General features: G+C 56.8%; 21 protein-coding genes and 1 tRNA gene. 19 read left to right on the forward strand and 3 right to left on the reverse strand.

Translation table 11 applies throughout. The features are described 5' to 3' along the window. Positions 1-408: 408 nt before the first annotated feature. Together A3224_RS07725 and rne are read right to left on the reverse strand one after the other, a co-directional pair. Positions 409-496: transfer RNA gene (locus tag A3224_RS07725), tRNA-Ser, on the reverse strand. A 119-nt stretch (positions 497-615) separates the two neighbouring features. Further along, positions 616-3,561 (reverse strand): ribonuclease E, encoded by a 2,946-nt coding sequence (gene rne / locus A3224_RS07730; protein ID WP_067153160.1) that lies wholly within the window; start codon positions 3,559-3,561, stop codon positions 616-618. 790 nt (positions 3,562-4,351) lie between these two features. On the opposite strand from rne, the gene rluC reads away from it, so the two are divergent. Next, positions 4,352-5,362, forward strand: a complete 1,011-nt coding sequence (rluC, locus tag A3224_RS07735) for a 23S rRNA pseudouridine(955/2504/2580) synthase RluC (RefSeq protein WP_231902517.1) — start codon at positions 4,352-4,354, stop codon at positions 5,360-5,362. A gap of 10 nt (positions 5,363-5,372) precedes the next feature. Continuing rightward, positions 5,373-6,017 (forward strand): HAD-IA family hydrolase, encoded by a 645-nt coding sequence (locus tag A3224_RS07740; protein ID WP_067153162.1) that lies wholly within the window; start codon positions 5,373-5,375, stop codon positions 6,015-6,017. Here A3224_RS07740 and A3224_RS07745 read toward each other — a convergent pair. Then, entirely contained in the window at positions 6,014-6,601 is a 588-nt protein-coding gene (locus A3224_RS07745) for a Maf family protein (protein WP_067153164.1), read from the reverse strand. The genes A3224_RS07740 and A3224_RS07745 overlap by 4 nt on opposite strands. A 107-nt stretch (positions 6,602-6,708) precedes the next feature. On the opposite strand from A3224_RS07745, the gene A3224_RS07750 reads away from it, so the two are divergent. The 17 genes from A3224_RS07750 to bcp all read left to right on the forward strand — a co-directional run bounded on the left by A3224_RS07750 (position 6,709) and on the right by bcp (position 20,275). After that, positions 6,709-7,251, forward strand: a complete 543-nt coding sequence (locus A3224_RS07750) for a YceD family protein (protein ID WP_067153166.1) — start codon at positions 6,709-6,711, stop codon at positions 7,249-7,251. Positions 7,252-7,325: 74 nt separating this feature from the next. Then, a complete protein-coding gene (gene rpmF / locus A3224_RS07755) occupies positions 7,326-7,517 on the forward strand; it encodes a 50S ribosomal protein L32 (protein WP_067153168.1) in 192 nt (63 codons plus the stop codon). Between the two features lie 3 nt (positions 7,518-7,520). Beyond that, positions 7,521-8,561, forward strand: a complete 1,041-nt coding sequence (gene plsX / locus A3224_RS07760) for a phosphate acyltransferase PlsX (protein WP_067153170.1) — start codon at positions 7,521-7,523, stop codon at positions 8,559-8,561. A gap of 70 nt (positions 8,562-8,631) precedes the next feature. Then, entirely contained in the window at positions 8,632-9,576 is a 945-nt protein-coding gene (fabD, locus tag A3224_RS07765; RefSeq protein ID WP_074901005.1) for an ACP S-malonyltransferase, read from the forward strand. Between the two features lie 14 nt (positions 9,577-9,590). Then, positions 9,591-10,346, forward strand: coding sequence for a 3-oxoacyl-ACP reductase FabG (gene fabG / locus A3224_RS07770; RefSeq protein ID WP_197463094.1), 756 nt, complete (start codon positions 9,591-9,593; stop codon positions 10,344-10,346). A gap of 236 nt (positions 10,347-10,582) precedes the next feature. Then, entirely contained in the window at positions 10,583-10,819 is a 237-nt protein-coding gene (gene acpP / locus A3224_RS07775) for an acyl carrier protein (protein WP_067080870.1), read from the forward strand. Between the two features lie 203 nt (positions 10,820-11,022). Then, a complete protein-coding gene (gene fabF / locus A3224_RS07780; protein ID WP_067153174.1) occupies positions 11,023-12,264 on the forward strand; it encodes a beta-ketoacyl-ACP synthase II in 1,242 nt (413 codons plus the stop codon). A 50-nt stretch (positions 12,265-12,314) separates the two neighbouring features. Beyond that, a complete protein-coding gene (locus A3224_RS07785; protein ID WP_067153176.1) occupies positions 12,315-13,097 on the forward strand; it encodes an aminotransferase class IV in 783 nt (260 codons plus the stop codon). Further along, the gene (mltG, locus tag A3224_RS07790) at positions 13,094-14,158 is read left to right on the forward strand and encodes an endolytic transglycosylase MltG (RefSeq protein WP_231902499.1); all 1,065 of its coding nucleotides are present in this window, start codon (positions 13,094-13,096) and stop codon (positions 14,156-14,158) included. The genes A3224_RS07785 and mltG overlap by 4 nt, the downstream gene beginning before the upstream one ends. A gap of 2 nt (positions 14,159-14,160) precedes the next feature. Then, positions 14,161-14,784 (forward strand): dTMP kinase, encoded by a 624-nt coding sequence (tmk, locus tag A3224_RS07795; RefSeq protein ID WP_067153178.1) that lies wholly within the window; start codon positions 14,161-14,163, stop codon positions 14,782-14,784. Between the two features lie 55 nt (positions 14,785-14,839). Continuing rightward, a complete protein-coding gene (locus tag A3224_RS07800; RefSeq protein ID WP_067153180.1) occupies positions 14,840-15,856 on the forward strand; it encodes a DNA polymerase III subunit delta' in 1,017 nt (338 codons plus the stop codon). Positions 15,857-15,953: 97 nt separating this feature from the next. Next, the gene (locus tag A3224_RS07805; protein ID WP_067153182.1) at positions 15,954-16,307 is read left to right on the forward strand and encodes a PilZ domain-containing protein; all 354 of its coding nucleotides are present in this window, start codon (positions 15,954-15,956) and stop codon (positions 16,305-16,307) included. A gap of 6 nt (positions 16,308-16,313) precedes the next feature. Next, complete coding sequence (locus A3224_RS07810) at positions 16,314-17,090, forward strand: TatD family hydrolase (RefSeq protein WP_067153184.1); 777 nt, start codon at positions 16,314-16,316, stop codon at positions 17,088-17,090. A gap of 27 nt (positions 17,091-17,117) precedes the next feature. After that, positions 17,118-17,741 (forward strand): dUTP diphosphatase, encoded by a 624-nt coding sequence (locus tag A3224_RS07815; protein ID WP_067157677.1) that lies wholly within the window; start codon positions 17,118-17,120, stop codon positions 17,739-17,741. Positions 17,742-17,875: 134 nt separating this feature from the next. Further along, positions 17,876-18,856: a malate dehydrogenase gene (locus tag A3224_RS07820; RefSeq protein ID WP_067153186.1), complete on the forward strand. Its 981-nt coding sequence runs from the start codon at positions 17,876-17,878 to the stop codon at positions 18,854-18,856. Positions 18,857-19,197: 341 nt separating this feature from the next. Then, positions 19,198-19,719: a DUF2244 domain-containing protein gene (locus A3224_RS07825; RefSeq protein ID WP_067153188.1), complete on the forward strand. Its 522-nt coding sequence runs from the start codon at positions 19,198-19,200 to the stop codon at positions 19,717-19,719. Between the two features lie 79 nt (positions 19,720-19,798). Next, positions 19,799-20,275: a thioredoxin-dependent thiol peroxidase gene (gene bcp / locus A3224_RS07830; protein ID WP_067153190.1), complete on the forward strand. Its 477-nt coding sequence runs from the start codon at positions 19,799-19,801 to the stop codon at positions 20,273-20,275. Positions 20,276-20,372: the final 97 nt, after the last annotated feature.

The raw sequence follows: 20,372 nt of genomic DNA on the forward strand, positions 1-20,372 counted from the left end.
ACCCAGGAACGGCTCGATCAGCGATTTTATTGGGCGTATATGCGGTTATTGATGAAGTGCACATGTCCGGCCGAAAAGGGAACGCCGGCAAGGCAGATGGCAGTATGGAAAAGCCATACCGGGCTTTATGGATGCCGCGCAACCGGGAGCCGAGTGAGTCATAAAGCTTGTTCAAGCTTAGATGTGCAGCGAAGTCAGTTACTGCGGATTTGTTCAATTGACGCGCGAGCTGACAGGGTAGAGGGCTGGGAAGCTGGAACTTCACCCTTGGGTTAAATTTTTTGAGTGAGGTCCAGTTCCCGCGTTTGCGTGGATACTTTGGTGGCCCCAGAACGAAAAAAGGCGCGATCAAACCAGTTGATCGCGCCTTTCTGTGCTTAGCAACTCATTGAGTTGCAAGGCTTTTTATGGCGGAGGGGCAGGGATTCGAACCCTGGGACCTGTTACAGTCAACGGTTTTCAAGACCGCCGCTTTCGACCACTCAGCCACCCCTCCAAATTGTCCGGCGCATTATACCGGGCGTGTTCTCAGGCACAAGGGTGCTGATCAATTTTTTTAAGTAGTTCAAAGGGTTAGCTGATTTATTAACCAGCTAACCCAGTGCACTTGCCCCCTTAGCTGGCTTCCGCAGAGTCATCGCGTGCACTTTCGCCCACCCTTTTTGCCTGGCGGGCGACGCGGGGGTCATTGGCCGGGCGTGGCAGGGGGCGTGGTTTGTGCTCGACACCCGCAGGCTGCGTTGTGTCCAGTGGGCGCTGTGAACCGATATCACGGCGCTCGGTGACAATGGCCAATTCTCTCAGCGGCTGCGGGTTGACCCGCGGATCGTTCACAGCGCGGGTGGGAGCTGCTTTAACCGGAACGCTCGGTTCTACCGGGACTGTGGTACTCGACGGTTCCGCTGACGCTTCGTTATCTGCGGCCGTGGCTTCCTCGGGTTCCACAATTGGCTCCTTGTGCAGCGGTGCCTTTTCCTCCGGGGTTACAGCTTCAATTGCTTCGGTTGCCGGCTCTGCTTCCTCGACCGTTGGTGCGGGCGCAGTGGTGGCATCGGCAGAAACCGGCGTTTCTTCCAGTGATTCTTCCGCGCTGGCTTCCGCTTCTTCGGTGATGGACTCGGCTTGCTTTGGCTCCGCGGCCGCTTCTTCGGCCGCTGGCTCCGATTCGGCCGATGGTTTCGAGGCAGCCTCTTCGCCACCGACATCGGATGTCTGCTCCGGCACCTGTCCCTCAGTAGCAGCCTCCTCGTAGGCCTCCTCTTCTGGCGTCGGGGCTACCAATTCCGCGGGCGTTACTTTTTCGATCTGCGCAGCCTGGGCTTCTTCTCGGGACTCGATGGCCCGGGTTGCTGAAACCGATGCTTCACCCTCTGCCTCATCAATGGCTTCGTTGACTTCTTGCTCCAGCTCCTCCTGGCGCTGGGCCACGGCGGCCGCGGCGGCGTTATCGCGGCGGCCGCGACGGCGGGGCTGGGGACGGCCGCGCACGTTGTTGGGACGGCGGGCCGGGCGTTGTCCACCGGCTTCCTCCGCACTGACCTGTTCGGGCTCTGAGGCCTCTACAGCAGTTTCGGTTGTTGTTTCCGACTCCAGCCCCGGGAGTTGGTTTTCCTCCCGGCGGCGGCGATTTTCGTTGCTGCGACGGCGGCGGCGGCGACGCTGGCTCTCGCTGCGCTCGGTGGCGTCACGGGACTCCTCGGGTTTCAGCGGGCGCTTGTCTTCCCGCTGTTCCTCGCGACGTTCTTCGCGTTTGACCTCTTTTTTGCCTTGTTCGTCTCTGCGGCGATTCCGGCCGTTGCGGTTTCCGCGTTGGCCGCGGCGGCGCTGTTTCTGATAGTCCTTGCCGCGCCCTTTGGTTTTCTTGTGTTTCTTGGTTTTTTCTTTGGTGGAGAACAGGTCCGCAAGCGCACTGATCAAACGGCTTAACAACCCGGGCTGTGGTTTCTTTTCCGGGGTGGGGGCAGGGGCGGTATGCGCAATCTGCTGCACCGCGGGTTGTACCGGCTGGCGCACAGGCTCTTCTTCCCTGGTGCTGGTGTCCTCCACGCTGCCGGAAATCTTATAAGAGGTCTCCAGGGTGCCGGTGTCGTCGTCGCGCAAGCGTTGCACTTCGAAGTGCGGCGTCTCAAGGTCCGCGCTGGGTACAACGACGACGCGGGTACCGTTGCGTGCCTCTATCTGGGAGATGGTCTTGCGCTTTTCATTCAGCAGATAGGTAGCGACGTTAACTGGAGTGATGGCGCGGATTTCAGCGCTGCGCTCTTTCTTCGCTTCCTCTTCCACCAGCCGCAATATGGAGAGTGCCAGAGACTTGGTGCCGCGAATCGTGCCCTGTCCACTGCAGCGGGGGCAGACTCGGAAGGTGGTTTCCCCCAGGGATGGGCGCAGGCGCTGGCGAGACATTTCCAGCAGGCCGAAGCGGGAGATGCGCCCGATCTGCACACGTGCGCGATCCATGCTGAGCGCCTTCTCCATGCGCTTTTCCACCTCGCGCTGGTTGGACTTGCTCTGCATGTCGATAAAGTCGATGACCACCAAGCCACCCATATCGCGCAGGCGGAGCTGGCGGGCAATTTCGTCCGCGGCCTCCAGGTTGATATTTCGCGCTGTTTCCTCGATATCGCCACCTTTAGTGGCTCGAGAGGAGTTGATATCGATGGAAATCAGGGCCTCGGTGACGTCGATCACAATGGATCCACCGGAAGGCAGTTTAACCTCGCGCTCAAAGGCGGTTTCTATCTGGCTTTCGATCTGGTAACGGTTGAAGAGCGGAATGGCGTCTTCGTAGTACTTTACCTTGTTGGCATACTGAGGCATGACCTGCCGGGCAAATTCCGCGGCCAGCTGGTAGGCCCCCTTGTCATCGACAATGACTTCACCGATATCGTCGCGCATGTAGTCGCGGATAGCGCGAATGATGACGTTGCTCTCCTGGAACAGGAAGTGGGGAGCCTTGGAGGAATCCGCTTCTGTTTTGATGGCGCTCCAAAGCTGCAGCAGGTAGTTCAGATCCCATTGCAGCTCTTCGCCGCTGCGGCCGACGCCAGCCGTGCGCACGATGATACCCATACCGGAAGGGACTTCGACGCTGGCGAGAGCGTCCCGTAGCTCTGCGCGCTCTTCTCCTTCGATGCGGCGTGAAATACCGCCCGCGCGGGGGTTGTTGGGCATCAGTACCAAGTAGCGGCCCGCAAGGCTGATAAAGGTGGTCAGCGCTGCCCCCTTGTTGCCGCGCTCTTCTTTGTCCACCTGAACAATGACTTCCATACCCTCTTTGACTACATCTTTGATTTTGATGCGGCCTTCGATTTCCTTGGGTTGTTTGAGGAAGTATTCGCGGGAAATTTCTTTCAGAGGCAGGAAGCCGTGGCGTTCTTCACCGTAGTCTACAAAGGCAGCTTCGAGGGAGGGTTCGACCCGGGTGATTTTACCCTTGTAGATGTTGGCTTTTTTCTGTTGCCGTGTGCGGTTTTCGATGTCCAGATCGTAGAGCCATTGGCCATCGACCAAGGCGACGCGCAACTCTTCTGGTTGAGTTGCGTTGATCAGCATTCTCTTCATATGTGTCTCGTATCCTTGCTTTGCGCAAAGGTAGGACACCGAAGTTCGCAGGCTTGTTGTGAGGCTGCCGCGCGGCGGAGCCGCGGGACGGGCAGGGACTTGGGGGAGCGCTGCCCGGAAACCTGTTCGGGTGGGCGATGCGAGTTACTACCCTGGTGTCACACTGCTGTAACTCCGGATGCGTGTAAATTGACTTGCATCCGTTGGTACCTATAGCACCGTTGTTTGTCGAGTACTACCCAGTTTCGGCTGAGCGCCTGGTGCATTTGCTTCGAGGCGCGTTCAGGCTGGGCACCGCCCTCAGTCTGTGGTCGTTGCGGGCGGTGAGGTTATGCGTCCTGACATTCGGCTCTGTTGGATCGGCTTGTGGCCGTCCTCCTCTGATTCTGTGTGTTGTCTCGCCGGGCTGGTCATTGCCATCCGGGGATGCCAGTGCGGTCGCTGGCTGCTGCTACAGAGCGGGACGCAGAAATATGAGTTGTCCTTTCAAGCGCTGCGGGCTTCAGCCCGTCTTACCTTCGCGATAATTGCTGCCCGCGTTTAGGGCGGGCTGTGTAACCGGCGAGGTACTTAAATGGCGGACCTTGCCGGCGGAGTTTTTTTCAATGACGCGGCCAAATGTCGATAGTGAGGCGCGCACCGGCCGATTGGCGGTATTTTCTCAGAAACCACGGCTGTCACTTCTGGGTCCGTTACAGGAGAAGCCGCCAGTGGCGAAAACCAGCCCAACTCAGGCCGGTCGAATATAGCACGCCTCTATGGGCGCTTCAATTGTATGGGTGGGGGCGCTATTATGCGCCCCATGCGAAGTAACCCCCCTATTGAAAGGCCCTCCGAGGCCGCCCCAACCGATACCTGGAACCCCTCTGGCGGTGTGCAGTTTTTGACGGTGCCCGATGAGCTGGCAGGGCAGCGTATCGACAACTTCCTGTTGGCGCGTATGAAAGGAGTGCCCCGGGCGCGTATTTACCGCATTTTGCGCAAGGGCGAAGTGCGGGTAAATAAAGGAAGAGTGAAGGCTGAGTACCGGCTGGCTGCGGGTGATGTGGTTAGGGTGCCGCCGGTCCGGGCAGGTGAGCAAGGGGAGGTCCCGGTGGCGGGCGATCAGTTGCGCCGCTTGTTGGAGGCTTCCGTGCTCTATGATGCGCATGGTTTGCTGGTTATCGACAAGCCGGCCGGCTTGGCCGTACATGGTGGCAGTGGCGTGCGCTTGGGGTTGATTGAAGCGTTGCGGCAGATGTATCCACAGAGCCCCTTTATTGAGCTGGTGCACCGTCTAGATCGGGATACCAGTGGCGCCATTATGGTGGCGCGTAAGCGATCAGTACTGCAGCATGTGCAGGCGGAATTGCGCTCGGGCAGAGTGGGTAAGTCTTATTTGGCGCTGGCCGCGGGTAAGTGGCCGCGTGGCCGGCGCGTGGTGGAGGCGCCGCTGCGCAAAAATACTCTCAAGAGCGGTGAACGAATGGTATCGGTGGACCCAGAAGGCAAGCCGTCTGAGACTCAATTTCGGGTTTTGGAGCGCTTTGCGGGTGCGACCTTGCTGTCGGCGGAGCCAGTGACCGGCCGGACTCATCAAATCCGCGTCCATGCGCAGTTCGCTGGTTGCCCCCTGGCTGGTGATGCCAAATATACCGCTGATGGAACGAACCGGGTATTTCGTGAGTTGGGACTAAAGCGCCTGTTTCTGCATTCTGCTTCAGTGCGCTGCAGCTTGCCCAGCGGCGAGAAGGTTGAAGTGTCGGCGCCGCTCCCTGCGGAGCTGCAATCGGTGCTGGCCGCATTGCGGTGTCGGAATTAAAGGGGGTCTTATGTTAGTCATCCTCGACTGGGACGGGACTGTTTGCAACTCGGAGGCGCGCATTGTTTCCTGTATGCAGCGCGCTGCGGAGCGGGCGGGATTGCCAGAGCGATCTCCGGATGCAATTGGCAATATTATTGGTTTGGGGTTGCCGGAGGCGGTTGCCACTCTGTTTCCCGATGAGCCTTTGGCGCAGCAACTCAGTTTGCGCAATTACTACTCCGAGGAGTGGATGGCTGCGCGTAAGGAGCCGCTGCCGCTGTTTGATGGTGTGATGGAAACCCTGGATCAGCTATTGGGTGCTGGTCACCGCTTGGCGGTGGCTACGGGCAAGAGTCGGAGAGGGCTCAACCGGGAGTTTGAGGAGCATGGTATCGGCAGTCTGTTTACCGCCAGTCGCTGTGCCGATGAGACAGCTTCGAAGCCGAATCCGCTGATGTTGCGGGAGTTGCTTGACGAAACTGGAGTCGCAGCGGCGGATGCGGTAATGGTGGGCGACACCATTTATGACCTGGAAATGGCGGCCTCGGCAGGGGTCGCGTCAATCGGCGTCAGTTACGGGGTGCACGAGCCGGAGCGGCTCGCCGCTCTTCGCCCCAGCGCTATTATCGACCGCTTTTCCGAGTTGCTGGATTGGCCTCCCCTGGTGCCCTAATCGGCCAGGGGGTCTACCCCAAATTCACGCAGAAAATCAATTAGTCGAATTAATGGAAGCCCAATCAGCGAATTTATATCAGATCCTTCCATTTTTTCGAATAAAGCTATCCCCAAACCTTCCGCTTTGAACGAGCCTGCGCAATTGAGAGGTTTTTCCAGTTCGACGTAGCGCCGAATTTGGGATTCGTCCAGTTGGCGAAAATAAACGGTAAAAATTTCGACAGCAGAGCGTTGTTTTCCGCTGTGCGCATCCAGCAGACAAATGCCTGTGTAAAAGTGTACTGGGTGGCCACTGCAGAATTGCAGCTGCTCCTGGGCGCGCTCGCGGGTACCGGGCTTGCCCAGTATGCGACCGCGACATTCCGCCGCTTGGTCGGAGCCGATGATTAGCGCCTCGGGGTGGCTGTTTGCAATCGCGTGCGCCTTCTCTTCGGCCAGTCTTTGAGCGAGCGCCTGCGCTGCCTCCCCAGGTAATGCTTCTTCATTTATATGGGGGGTATGACAGGTAAATGGGAGTTGCAGTTTTTCCAGTAACCCTCTCCTGTATGTGGAGCTGGAGGCTAAAATCAGTGGGCGGGCCATTTCGGATCAATCCTTTTGCTATCAATAAAGCTGTCTGCCGGAGCGCGATACTGCGGCGCTTGATTTGTTTTGACAAGGGTGGGGCTTGTCCATAGAATTGCGCGCTTATGTCGATCTCCCCCTTTAATGCCGCGCTTCCCCAAACCGTTGATGCGCGTAAATTGGCCCAGCGCGAGCAGCAGTTGGCTGGTGTATTGCCTCGAGAGTCACTTGAGCGCGTGGGTGCGGCCGTGGAGGCGATGGATGGGGATGTCCGCGTTGAGCTTCTGTTCGGGCGGGATCTGCAAGGGCATTTGACGGTAAGTGGCAAGCTGAGCTGCGATGTGCAGCTTCTTTGTCAGCGTTGCCTGCAGCCGATGCCGGAACAGGTCGAGGCGGAGTTTCTCTGGGGGATAGTTTGGTCTGAGGAGCAGGGTAAGGCATTGCCCCGCGAATTGGACCCTGTGGTGCAGGATGGCGATGAGCTGGGTCTGCACCAAGCTTTGGAAGATGAGATTTTGCTCAATCTGCCCATGGTGGCCTACCACGTTGCGGAGTGTGTCGCACGAGAGCACTTTCATAGTGGCGAGGAGGCTGGTGAGGCGGATGGGCAACGGGAAAACCCCTTTAAAGTGCTGGAACAGTTGAAGGGTTCATCCAACAAGCCATAAAGGAAGTTGGGTGAGTTTGGGCTCGCCGGTGGGCGCCCCGGTTCCAGCTTAAATTGTTGATTTAGGAGCAAGCCATGGCTGTTCAGCAAAACAAAAAGACTCGTTCCCGTCGCGGTATGCGTCGTTCTCACGACGCTCTGGGTGCCGGTGCGGCGCTGTCTGTTGATCCGACTACTGGCGAGAAGCATCGTCGTCACCACGTGACTAAAGATGGTTTCTATCGCGGTCGCAAGGTGATCGAAGTCGGCGCCTCTGAAGAAGAGTAAGCTTTGTCCAGCCAATTGCGATTGGCCGTGGATGCGATGGGCGGGGACTTAGGTCCCCGCTCTGTCGTTCCGGCCTGTATCAGATTTCTCAAAAAATTCCCCCAGGCTGAACTGAAACTGTTTGGCCCGTCAGCTCAACTCCAAAACCTGATTGATGATGAGCGCCAGCCGCGGCTCGCGTCCAGGCTCGAGATCGTGCCCTGCGAGCAGGTTATCACTCAGAGTTGCAATCCCCTGCAGGCAGTTCGGCATAAGCGCGATTCCTCTATGGCATGCGCGCTGCAGTCGGTTGCGAGTGGTGAGGTCCAGGCGATGGTGACGTCGGGCAACACCGGTGCCTTGTTGGCGCTGTCCAGAAATATTCTTGGCAATATAGAAGGAGTGCGCAAACCGGCACTGGGTAAGGCGCTGCCGACAGAACGGGGGTTTTGTTATTTGTTGGATTTGGGGGCAAACATTGATTGCAGCGCAGAGGATCTGTTGCAGTTTGCCCGAATGGGGATCGAGGCCCAGCGGATACATACTGGAAGGCGCAATCTTGCGGTAGCGTTGCTGAATATTGGTGCTGAACCCCATAAGGGGACCGAGGAGATTCGTCGAGCCGCCGAGCTTTTCGAAGCTGACCCGAAAATTCACTATGCAGGGTTTGTCGAGGGGCACGACATCTTTACTGGGGTCGTGGACGTTGTTGTCTGCGATGGCCTGATGGGGAATGTGGCGATGAAGTCCGCGGAAGGCGTCATTCGACTGATGGGTCAAAAGGTGTTCACCATCGAGAAAAAAGGCGCCTTCAAGCGTTTTTTTGGCCAGTTAGCCATAAAGCTGTTGCGAAAATGGCGTACACAGGTCGAACCCGCCCGCTATAATGGCGCCTGCTTTTTAGGGGTGAGAGGCAACGTGATTAAAAGTCACGGTGGCGCCAGCAGCGAGGCTTTTTATCGCGCGATGATCACCGCCAAGGAGTGTGCCGAGGCCGATCTGGCCGCGAAAGTCGGACGCGCCATGGCGGAAGCAGAGTGGAATCGCGCTATGGATAAGTCTTGAGTTGGCATCGGGTGAATAGATCCGTAGACAACTTCCCCTATGACAACGCAACTAGGTTTAAGGATGTTCCATGACCAATGCAAGGCTCGCATTCGTCTTCCCTGGCCAGGGCTCCCAGCAGATCGGAATGCTGGCGGACGCCTCGGCTGAATTTCCCGAGATACTGGCCACTTTTAATGAGGCGTCCGATGTGCTGGGTTACGATCTTTGGGATCTGTGCCAGACCGGTGAGCCGGCGGATATCAATCTCACTGAACGAACCCAGCCACTGCTGCTGACTGCGAGCGTCTCTCTGTACAGGGCTTGGTGTGCCAAAGGCGGTGTGCGCCCCGCTCGTATGGCTGGACACAGCCTGGGAGAATGGTCCGCGTTGGTTTGCGCGGGCGTACTGTCTTTTCCAGATGCCGTGCGCCTGGTCCGTGAACGCGGACGTTTGATGCAGGAGGCAGTACCTGCGGGAGAAGGGGCAATGGCGGCAGTAATTGGCCTGGATGATTCTGCCGTAGAGAAGGCCTGCGCGGAGGCGGCGCAAGGTGAAGTGGTTGCCGCTGTAAATTACAACTCTCCTGGCCAGGTGGTTATCGCCGGGGCCGCAGCTGCGGTGGATCGGGCCATTGATCTCTGCAAATCGGCGGGTGCCAAGCGTGCTATGCCGTTGCCCGTGAGCGCGCCGTTTCATACCGAATTGATGCGCCCTGCGGCTGAAAAGCTGGCGCCGCAGATTGAAGCCACGGCTTTTCACGCGCCGCAGATTCCTGTAGTTCACAACGTTCATGCGAAACCGGAAACAGACCCCGAGGCAATCAAGGCCTTGATGGTTGAGCAGATCTACAGCCCGGTTCGTTGGACTGCCTGTGTGCAGGCAATGGCCGCTGAAGGTACTGAACAACTGCTGGAGTGTGGCCCCGGTAAGGTGCTGGCTGGCTTGGCCAAGCGTATTGATCGAGGCCTGACTTGCCGTAATATCGAGGTGCCGGCGCAGTTCCACGACGCGCTGATTGCCACCGCAGAGTAAACTTTGGAGCAACAATGACACTAACGATTTCTCTGAACGATAGGGTGGCGCTGGTTACCGGCGCGAGCCGCGGCATAGGTTCTGCTGTCGCCGACATGCTCGGTGGCTTGGGAGCTACAGTTATCGGAACTGCCACCAGCGAATCCGGTGCGGAAAAAATCAGTGCCCGCTTTGCCGAAAAGGGTATCAAGGGTTCTGGTGCGGTGCTGGATGTAACCAGCGTGGAGAGCCTGTCAGGGGTGCTTGAATTTGCCAAAAAAGAGTTCGGGGCGCCTGTTATCCTGGTTAACAATGCTGGCATCACCAAGGATAATCTGCTGATGCGTATGAAGGATGAGGAGTGGGAGGCCGTTATCGATACCAACCTTACGGCTGTCTACCGCTTGAGTAAGGCCTGCTTGCGCGACATGACTAAAGCCCGCTGGGGGCGGATTATCAATATCAGCTCCGTAGTGGGCAGCATGGGGAATCCCGGCCAGAGTAACTATGCGGCCTCCAAAGCGGGGGTGGCCGGGTTTGCGCGCTCTCTCGCGGCGGAAGTTGGCTCGCGCGGCATCACCGTCAATACCGTGGCTCCAGGATTCATCGATACCGATATGACTAAGGTGCTGCCGGAAGGCCAGCGGGAAGCACTGCTGTCCAGAATACCTCTGGGGCGCTTGGGGCAGCCGGAGGAGATTGCTTCCGTTGTTGCATTTTTAGCCAGTGACGCAGGTGGCTATGTCTCCGGAGAGACCATTCACGTCAATGGCGGCATGTATATGGCGTGAGGGTTTTTATAGAAAATCTCTGTAAGTAATTGATTTTTCGGTTTTTTTTGTCAAGGCTGAAGGTGCCGCGCGGCAGCGCATTACATCCCTAAAAAGTTGGGGTACAATGCCGCCTCGCATTATCCAGAAGCTGTGTGAGCCGGTCGTTATCTCCGCACTCAATGCGGCATGTCCCAAAAGCAGGGTAACAATAACGACTACAACAGATTTTTATCCACTAGGAGTTAAATTGAATCATGAGCAGCATTGAAGAGCGCGTAAAAAAGATCGTCGCTGAGCAACTGGGCGTAAAAGAAGAAGACGTTAAGCCTGAAGCCTCTTTTGTTGAAGATCTGGGCGCTGACTCCCTCGACACAGTTGAGTTGGTAATGGCTCTGGAAGAGGAATTTGAAACTGAAATTCCCGACGAGGAAGCCGAGAAAATCACTACTGTTCAGTTGGCCATTGATTACATCAAGGAAAATCTTGGTTAATTGCTGCTGAGCAGCTGAGGGTCCGGGAGCTTGCTTGCCACCCGGAGCCTGCATTATTTGCAAGTTTTCAGAAGAGCCGTTCTATGCCGCATAGTACGGCTCTACTTTTATTTGCGCTGAAAAATTGTGACTGCTGGAACAGGCTCTGTCCGGCAGCCTGACAAAGCGCAGCCGCGTGTAGTTAAATTTTCGGGAGAGCACGAGTGTCGCGTAGAAGAGTCGTCGTAACCGGAATGGGTATGGTCAGTCCGCTGGGGAATACTGTGGATGAGACATGGTCTTCCATCCTCGCCGGCACCAGTGGTGTTGTGCCGATTGAAACTTTTGATGTCTCGGCATTCCCCACTCGTTTTGCGGCTACGGTGAAAAATTTTGATCCCTCCCCTTATATGCCGGCAAAGGAAGCACGCAAGATGGATGTGTTTCTACAATACGGTTTGGTGGCGGCGATTCAGGCAGTGCAGGACAGCGGTCTTGAAATTACTGAGGAGGATGCCTCACGGGTCGGTACCTGTATTGGATCTGGTATGGGGGGCATCCAGGCAATTGAACACAACGCGATGTTGATCGCGGAAAAGGGGCCGCGCCGGGTTTCCCCATTCTTTGTCCCGGGAGCGATCATCAATATGGTTGCGGGCAATCTGTCGATCAAATACGGTATGAAAGGCCCGAACCTTTCTACCACCACCGCATGTACAACTGGAACCCATGCTATCGGGCTGGGTATGCGTACTATTCAGTATGGTGACGCAGATGTCATGGTGTGTGGTGGAGCGGAAATGGTTACCACTCCGGTAGGCCTGGGGGGATTCTGTGCGGCCCGTGCGCTCTCCACTCGCAACGATGACCCACAGGCTGCCAGCCGCCCCTGGGATGTCGACCGCGATGGCTTTGTGCTGGGGGAGGGGGCCGGCGTGCTGGTCCTGGAAGAATACGAGCGCGCGAAAGCGCGGGGTGCCACTATTTATGCCGAGCTGGCCGGTTTCGGTATGAGCGGCGATGCACATCACATGACCTCGCCACCGGAGGATGGCGCCGGTGCGGCGCTGTCCATGCAGAATGCCCTCAGGGATGCCGGACTGGATGTGGAGGGTGTGCAGTACATTAATGCCCACGGCACTTCCACGCTTGCAGGTGATAAAGCCGAGATCAAGGCGGTGCAGGCGGTCTTTGGGGAAGCTGCTGATAAGCTCGCTGTGAGTTCCACCAAATCCATGACCGGCCACCTGCTCGGGGCGGCGGGTGCGATCGAAGCCATTTTCTCTGTGCTCACTCTGCGGGACCAAGTGGCGCCGCCGACTATCAACCTGGACCATCCAGACGAAGCTTGCAATGACGTCAACCTGGTGCCCTGGGAGACACAAGAGAGGGTGGTTGATGCAGCTTTGTCGAATTCCTTTGGGTTCGGCGGCACCAATGGTTCGCTGATATTCCGGCGCGTTTGATCCGTTGCGCCCTTCCACAATGTGGAGGGCGCTTACTTATACGGGATCATATGTCTGTACTCCCACTTTTTTTTCTTCGCGGCCGCGCCGTGGCTGCTCTGCCTCCGGATGACGACTACACCGACGGTCTTTTGGAAACCATGCGTTGCCAATCCGGAAGTCTGCCGCTGTGGCCTCTGCACCGTGCACGCCTGTTGCGTGGCGAAAGTCTGAGACAGTCGGAAATTGCCGAGATTGACGCGCTGATAACGCAGCTGGCGGCTGCCTGCCCAGTTCCCGTTGCGAGGGCGCGTTTGCGTTGGGGCATTATCGACGGCAGGCGCCAATGGGATTTGAGCTTGTTTCCCCTGGAGCAGACACCTGGATTGTCCCGGGGGGTTCGCTTATATGTCTGTGATACGCGCCTGCCGACAATCGAATCTGCCAACCCGGGATGCAAAACACTGGCGCGCGCGCGATATAATCGCGCCAAAGCGGAGTTGCCTAGTGACGAACCCTGCGATGGATTGCTGTTGGATTGCGAGGGCAGGGTGATTGAGAGCCTGCGCTGCAACTTATTGATCCGGTCGGGTAGCGCTTGGGTGACGCCGAATTTGCACCGTTGCGGTGTGCGTGGCGTAATGCGGGAGTGGCTTGGCAGTCGTATTGTGCTCCGCGAAGCGGATATGGATCTCGAATATCTGTGTGCGGCGCAGGAAGTGGCACTGTGTAACAGCCTGCGCGGTGTTATGCCTGTGCGGGAAATCATCGGCTTGCACCGCTGGTCTCTGGGATCGGAGACTGGGCTTGAGGTGCCGCGGTTGCAGCAGCTGATAGCGGAAGAATTGTGGTGAAAGCAAAGCGAGCACAGCGCCGCACACGTGTAGGGCGCTACCTGATCGGCGGTTTCCTTTTGATATTGCTATCGCTTGGTGGTGGCCTCTGGGCCTTGAAAATGGCCTTGGTTCAGCCGCTTGCCATCGGTGAAGATGGTCTGCGCTTCGAGGTCAGTGGCGGCAGCAACTTATCGCGCGTATTGCGGGAACTGGAACAGCGTGGCGTACTCAAGGGGCGCCGCCTGGTACTGATCTATGCCTATTGGCGTGAGCAGACGGGGATCCACGCTGGTGAATATCTGCTGCCTAAAGGCAGCAACGCAATGGACTTGGTCGCGCGTCTTAATCGGGGCGACGTCACCCGCTACCGGTTGACCCTGGTAGAGGGCTGGAGTTTCCGCCAAGCACTCGCTCAGGTGCGCGCGGGTCGGGGCATTGTGCAGTCGGAGGCGGGCGGTAGTCTGGAGACGGCCGCACGGGCGTTGGGCTTTGGCGATGGTGAGAGCCCCGAGGGTTGGATTTTTCCCGACACTTATATCTACCGTTCAGGCACCACAGATATCGACCTTTTGAAACAGGCCCATCAGCGCATGCAGCAGGTGCTGGATGAAGAGTGGCGCGCGCGTGCGGACAATTTGCCGTACGGTACGCCTTATGAGGCGTTGATCATGGCCTCTCTCATTGAAAAAGAAACCGGCCTGCCATCGGAGCGCAGTGAGATTGCAGGTGTTTTTGTTCGGCGCCTTAAGAGAGGTATGCGTTTACAGACGGATCCTACGGTGATCTATGGGCTCGGTGATGCGTTTGACGGCAATCTGACCCGTGCCCATTTGCGTCAGGCGACACCCTACAACACCTATGTGATCGATGGGCTTCCCCCCACACCTATTGCGCTGCCTGGGCGTGGTGCCATACACGCGGCTTTGAATCCCAAGGACGGCGACAGTTTGTATTTTGTCGGCAAGGGAGATGGCTCCCATCACTTTTCCGCGACACTGGCGGAACACAACCGGGCAGTGCGTGAATACCAGCTGAAAAGGCGTGCCGATTATCGCTCCAGTCCAGCAAGAGGAGACTGACGTTGCGGCGTGGAAAGTTTATTGTTCTAGAAGGCGGAGAGGGTGTCGGCAAGTCCACCAACCTGCAGTTTGTAACCAACTGGTTGCAAGAGCGGTCCATCTCATTTGTTCAAACCCGTGAGCCAGGCGGTACGCCACTGGCTGAAGAGCTGCGAGAACTCTTGTTGCGCCGGCGGGAAGAGGTCGTAGATCCTGTCGCGGAGCTGCTGATGGTTTTTGCTGCACGGGCACAGCATCTCGCCCGGGTGATTGTTCCGGCCCTGGAGCAGGGGCAGTGGGTCATCTGCGATCGCTTTACGGATGCCACTTACGCTTACCAGGGAGGCGGACGCCAGCTGGATCGGGCACTGATAGAACAGCTGGAGCAAAGGGTCCAGGGCAGTTTGCGTCCGGACAAGGTGCTTCTGCTGGATTTGGACCCGCAAACGGGGCTTGAACGCGCTGCCAGTACCGGTGCCGCGGATCGCTTCGAAAGTGAGCGGCTGGCCTTTTTTCAGCGGGTGCGCGCCGCCTATAAGGAACGCGCGGACGCCGCTCCGGAGCGGTACGCCGTCATTGACGCGAGCCGTCCACTGGAGCAGGTACAGCAGCAGCTGCACAGTGAACTGGAAAAACTTCTTCCATAGTGGTTCCGGCCGCGCCCGCCGGATGGCCTGACAACAACGCATATGGCTTGAGTAAGTGTCCGAACCAGAACCTTCCCCAATCCCTTCGCCACTGCCCTGGCAGGCCCCTCAATGGCAGCGTCTCGGTGCGCAGTGGCGGGCCGGTCGTTGCCCGCACGCTCTGCTGTTGAGCGGGCAGGCCGGTCTTGGTAAGCGGCGTTTTGCAGAGGCCTTTGCCGCCCTCGCGCTGTGCGAACAGCCGCGGGATGGACTCGCCTGCGGTGAATGCCGCGGTTGCCGCCTTTGGCAGGCCGGGTCTCATCCAGATTTTCTGCGTGTAGAGCCAGAAAAGCCCGGTGGGCCGCTGAAAGTGGAGCAGATTCGCCAGTTGGGTGGGTTTGTCAGCAGGACCAGTGGCCGGGAGGGCGCCCGGGTGGTGTGGCTTGCCCCCGCAGAAGCCATGAATGTCAATGCTGCCAACGCGCTGCTGAAAAACCTGGAGGAGCCTGCGGCTTCCGTAATATTCCTGCTGATCAGCGATTCGCCCTCCGGCCTACTACCGACTATCCGCAGCCGTTGTCAAACAGTCGCTTTTCCCGCCCCGACGGAAGAAGTCGCACTGCACTGGTTGCAAGAGGGCGGAATTGAGGGCTTGGCCGCCCGCCGCGCTCTGGCCCTGGCGGGCGGTGCGCCTTTGTTGGCACTGGCGCTGATGGAACCGGAAGCCAGTGAAGCCCGCGATCAGTTTTTCGCCGACCTCACCTCGCTGGCACAAGGTGCGGGCAGGGCTGTGTCCCTGGCCGGGCGCTGGGAGAATCCACCGGAGGGAGTGGAGCTGGCGGAGCTTCTGCGCTCTTGGCAGCAATGGCTGGCGCAGATGCTGCATGCCCGCAGTTGTGATCTGACTGCGGATGAGCAGGTGATGGGGTTACTGCAGCGGTTGCCGGGGACGGGGCGGGAGAGTTTGCGCCCGCTGTTTGATTTTTATGATCTGCTGCTACAAGCACGGCAGGTTCTGATGAGCGGCGCAAACCCGAATAAGCGGCTGTTGATAGAGGAGTTGATGATCCGGTGGGCGAGACTCTACGCATAGTGTGACTGGCTCGCTGTCTGACTCGTCATTCTGTCTGGACACGACCAACTCGCTCGGATAACTTAGCGCTCAATTGAAAAAAACAAGAGGTCCAGCCATGAAAGCCATGGGGGGCGGTGCCCGCAACGGCATCCTTTCGCTGAAGATCCAGGATAAATCGGTGCTCTATGCAGCCTATATGCCATTTGTAAAAAATGGTGGCCTGTTTATCAGCACTGACAAGTCATATAACCTCGGTGACGAGGTGTTTCTGCTTTTGAGCCTGATGGACGAGCCTGAAAAGGTACCGGTTGCTGGCAAGGTGGTATGGATTACGCCGAAGGGTGCCCAAGGTAACCGCACGCCGGGTATCGGAGTCCAGTTCAGCGAAAAGGACAATGTCGCGCAAAACAAGATCGAGACCTATCTCGCTGGATCACTCGAGTCCAGCCGGCCCACGCATACGTTGTAACTATTTATGCTTGTAGACAGCCACTGCCACCTCGACAGACTCAAACTGGATAACTTTAACGGCGATCTCGACGTGGTGCTGGATTTGGCACGTGACCGCGGCGTGGGCAAGTTCTTATGTGTAGGAATTAGCTTGGATAACGCTGACCGAGTTGTAGATTTGGCGAGCCGCTATGAGGATGTGGTCTGTTCCGTGGGTGTGCATCCACTGGATGTGGACTCAGGCCTCGCTGATGTCGGTATGCTGATGGCGCTAGCACAGAGGCCAAAAGTTGTCGCCCTTGGCGAGACCGGTCTCGACTACTATTACAGCTCCGAAACGAAGCAAGTTCAGCAGCAGAGTTTTATTGCCCATTTGGAGGCGGCCGGTCGTTCCGGCCTGCCGGTGATAGTTCACACCCGGAATGCTCGCAAGGACACCATCGATCTACTGCGCGAGCATGCCAATCGCGAGTGCGCAGGTGTGTTGCACTGCTTTACCGAGAGCTGGGATATGGCCCGAGCGGCACTGGATCTTAATTTTTATATTTCCCTGTCCGGTATCGTCACCTTCAAAAATGCTGAAGAACTGCGCGATGTAGCGCGAAAGTTGCCACTGGACAGACTGCTGGTAGAAACGGACTCTCCTTATCTGGCCCCGGTTCCCTACCGCGGCAAGCCGAATATCCCCGCCTATGTGCGCGAGGTAGCGGAGTTTATCGCCGAGCTGCGCGGCATAGCTTTCGAGCAGCTGGCTGAAATTACCACTGAAAATTTCTACAGACTTTTCCCCCGGGCTGCCTGAGCCCGTCAACCGGATTCAATCAACATGATGAAACAGCAGTTGCAGACCATGTTGGCTCTGCAGGACGAGATTAATACTCTGGTCAATGATAACTGGCGCGAACAAAATTTTGCCTGGTACCGCGCTATTTGGGTTGAGAGCGCTGAACTGTTGGACCACTACGGCTGGAAGTGGTGGAAAAAGCAGGTGCCGGATATGGATCAGGTAAAGCTCGAGCTGGTTGACATATGGCATTTCGGTCTTAGCCTAGAGTTGCAGTCCGGATGTCCGGAAGAAGTGGCGGCGTCTATGTGCCAAGCGCTGAAGATGCGCGTATGCCAGCCGAGCGATTTCCGCACAGATCTCGAAACTTTCACGCTGAACACCCTGGCCGACAAGCGATTTGACTTGGTGGGCTTTGCCCAGCTGCTGGCAGATGTCAATATGAGCTTCGATGAACTCTATCAGCGCTATGTGGGAAAAAATGTTCTCAACCGTTTCCGTCAAGATAACGGCTACAAAACCGGTACTTATGTAAAAAACTGGGGTGGACGCGAGGACAACGAGCACCTGGCGGAGATCTCCAGACAGTTGGACACTTCTTCACCGGATTACAGTGATCAGGTATATCGGGCGCTTGAGGCTCGCTACCGTGAAATCACGCTCAGATGATTTGCACAGCCTGCTTTGTCTAATAATTGTGCACCTGTGGTTCTACGACTTTGGTCTGGAATCTCTTCGGGCGTGATGAAATTTACCTGTAAGCCTCTATAATGCTGGCCGCTTACAAACGAGGGAGAACTATCGTGAAAGCACCTGTTCGTGTTGCTGTTACCGGCGCTGCCGGTCAGATCAGCTATTCGCTGCTGTTCCGTATCGCTTCCGGCGAAATGTTGGGCAAAGATCAGCCGGTGATCCTGCAACTGCTGGAAATCACACCAGCCCTTGAGGCGCTCAAAGGCGTGGCTATGGAGCTGGAAGATTGCGCCTTCCCGCTGCTGGCTGGAATTGTTCAAACCGACGACGCCACTGTTGCTTTTAAAGATGCCGACTACGCGTTGTTGGTGGGGGCGCGTCCGCGCGGGCCGGGCATGGAGCGCAAAGATCTGCTGGAGGCCAATGCCGCTATCTTCTCTGCGCAAGGTAAAGCGCTGAACGATGTTGCATCGCGCAATGTGAAGGTGCTGGTAGTAGGCAACCCGGCCAACACCAACGCGCTGATCGCCCAGCGCAACGCACCGGATCTGGATCCACGTAACTTCACCGCCATGACTCGTCTGGACCATAATCGCGCCTTGTCTCAACTGGCGGCCAAGACGGGCACTACCGTAAACGATATCACCCACATGACAATCTGGGGCAACCACTCTTCCACTCAGTACCCGGATCTGCACCAGGCCAAAGTGTCCGGCGAAGCCGCCATGGGCAAGGTGGAGCAGGAGTGGTACGAGAATGATTTTATCCCCACGGTGCAGCAGCGCGGTGCAGCGATTATCAAGGCGCGCGGTGCCTCTTCCGCCGCTTCCGCAGCCAACGCCGCCATCGATCATATGCGCGACTGGGCACTGGGTAGTAAAGAGGGCGACTGGACCAGCATGGCTGTATACAGCGATGGCTCTTACGGCATCCAGGAAGGGCTGATCTACTCTTTCCCCTGCGTTTGCAAAAATGGTGACTGGGAAATTGTTCAGGGAGTGGAAATTAACGATTTCTCCCGTGAGAAAATGAAGGCCACTGAGCAGGAGTTGGCTGAAGAACGCGATGCCGTGGCGCACTTGCTACCGTAAATTCAGCCTTCCTTTGAATAAAGACCCGCATTTCGGTGCGGGTTTTTTTATTGGTGAAAACTTTGCTGTTGTCGGCAAGCACGAAAAAAGGCTGCTTTCGCGTCATCCGTGCTCGTTTGCAAAGCCGGTGTATCTTGCGTCTCTCTTTGGCTGAACAGCCTTAAATTCAGTGATGGTGCTCAACAAGCGGATCAATCAGAGGTCGCAAAGCTTCTGTGGCGGTAGCGCATTGCTTTGGGTGACAGATATTCCGGAGGGTTGGAGAGGCACTGTGTTTCGGGTCGGGAAGCTGTAAGTGCGATGCTACACTTCAGGCTGTGTAGTATCCGGGGGTAGGCTCTATGGTCACCCAAGTTGGAAGCAGCTCAGCGGGCAGTGCCTGTATTCTGCTCGCGCCGAACCAGTCTATATCTCGTTCAGGCAGCCTGTGGGTATTTACCTCCCTATTGGCTCTTTCATTGGGAATCAGCCTCGCGTTCGCTTTAGCTGGTGCCTGGATGATATTACCGTTTGCCAGTCTGGAGATGCTGTTGCTGTTTGTGCTCTTCGGTTTTGTGTATGTGGAGGGAAGCCGTCGGCAGGTGATACGTATCAGCGGTGAGCGGGTGATTTTGGATTGGTGCCGGGGCCCCCGGCAACAGAGCGTTTATCACCGAGAATTCCAGCGGAGCAGCTTGGCAGTACTGGTGAGGCTCGGGGATGGCGTCAATGAGCCGGCTTCCCTCTGCTTCAGCGGTCCGGAAGGCTGTTTGCAGGTAGGTGATTTCCTGACTGATGCGGAGCGGGCTGATTTGGTACAGAAGTTGAGCCAGTGCGGCATCTATGCCCGCAAGGAAAGAGGTTACAGGCTTCGCCAGTTTTGACGCTCGGTTAGGATTCTTAGTTGCTGTTTCCGCTATAATTTTCGGCCATTTTCAAGCGGATTTGATTTAGGGGGCTTTAATGGCATTTCCAAAGATCGGCAACCTGGCGCCAGTTTTTACTCTGCCTAATCAAAAGGGTGAAAAGGTGGCACTCAAGGATTTTCGTGGGGAGCGCAATGTGGTGCTGTATTTCTACCCCAAGGCACTGACGCCAGGGTGCACCACCCAAGCCTGTGGGATTCGAGATAGTGCCGCTGAATTCGACAAACGGGATACGGTGGTGCTGGGAGTGAGTCCGGATCCGGTTGCCCGATTGCAAAAATTTATCGAGAAGCATGCGTTGAATTTTGACCTCCTTGCTGATGAAGATCATAAAATTGCCGATAAATACGGTTGCTGGGGGCTGAAAAAATTTATGGGTAAGGAGTATATGGGATTGTTGCGAACCACATTTATCATCGACAAAAATGGTCGTTTGCAACATATTATCGATAAGGTGAAGACTAAGACCCACCACGATGATGTCTTGCGGTGGATCGACAAAAATCTCATTTGACCACGGTATTCCGGCAGCGCTTCCAGGCAGGGAAAAAGACTTGGGGGCGCTCCCCATCGATATTATTTGTCTAAAATCTTTGTTTAAATGCCACACT

Source organism: Microbulbifer thermotolerans (assembly GCF_001617625.1).
Taxonomy (GTDB): domain Bacteria; phylum Pseudomonadota; class Gammaproteobacteria; order Pseudomonadales; family Cellvibrionaceae; genus Microbulbifer; species Microbulbifer thermotolerans.

What these genes read in the sequence shown, in the direction of transcription:
- rne (WP_067153160.1), bottom strand. Translation starts at nt 3,561, where the DNA reads ATGAAGAGAATGCTGATCAACGCAACTCAACCAGAAGAGTTGCGCGTC.
- A3224_RS07740 (WP_067153162.1), top strand. Translation starts at nt 5,373, where the DNA reads ATGTTAGTCATCCTCGACTGGGACGGGACTGTTTGCAACTCGGAGGCG.
- A3224_RS07745 (WP_067153164.1), bottom strand. Translation starts at nt 6,601, where the DNA reads ATGGCCCGCCCACTGATTTTAGCCTCCAGCTCCACATACAGGAGAGGG.
- A3224_RS07750 (WP_067153166.1), top strand. Translation starts at nt 6,709, where the DNA reads ATGTCGATCTCCCCCTTTAATGCCGCGCTTCCCCAAACCGTTGATGCG.
- rpmF (WP_067153168.1), top strand. Translation starts at nt 7,326, where the DNA reads ATGGCTGTTCAGCAAAACAAAAAGACTCGTTCCCGTCGCGGTATGCGT.
- fabD (WP_074901005.1), top strand. Translation starts at nt 8,632, where the DNA reads ATGACCAATGCAAGGCTCGCATTCGTCTTCCCTGGCCAGGGCTCCCAG.
- fabG (WP_197463094.1), top strand. Translation starts at nt 9,591, where the DNA reads ATGACACTAACGATTTCTCTGAACGATAGGGTGGCGCTGGTTACCGGC.
- acpP (WP_067080870.1), top strand. Translation starts at nt 10,583, where the DNA reads ATGAGCAGCATTGAAGAGCGCGTAAAAAAGATCGTCGCTGAGCAACTG.
- A3224_RS07785 (WP_067153176.1), top strand. Translation starts at nt 12,315, where the DNA reads ATGTCTGTACTCCCACTTTTTTTTCTTCGCGGCCGCGCCGTGGCTGCT.
- A3224_RS07805 (WP_067153182.1), top strand. Translation starts at nt 15,954, where the DNA reads ATGAAAGCCATGGGGGGCGGTGCCCGCAACGGCATCCTTTCGCTGAAG.
- A3224_RS07810 (WP_067153184.1), top strand. Translation starts at nt 16,314, where the DNA reads ATGCTTGTAGACAGCCACTGCCACCTCGACAGACTCAAACTGGATAAC.
- A3224_RS07815 (WP_067157677.1), top strand. Translation starts at nt 17,118, where the DNA reads ATGAAACAGCAGTTGCAGACCATGTTGGCTCTGCAGGACGAGATTAAT.
- A3224_RS07825 (WP_067153188.1), top strand. Translation starts at nt 19,198, where the DNA reads ATGGTCACCCAAGTTGGAAGCAGCTCAGCGGGCAGTGCCTGTATTCTG.
- bcp (WP_067153190.1), top strand. Translation starts at nt 19,799, where the DNA reads ATGGCATTTCCAAAGATCGGCAACCTGGCGCCAGTTTTTACTCTGCCT.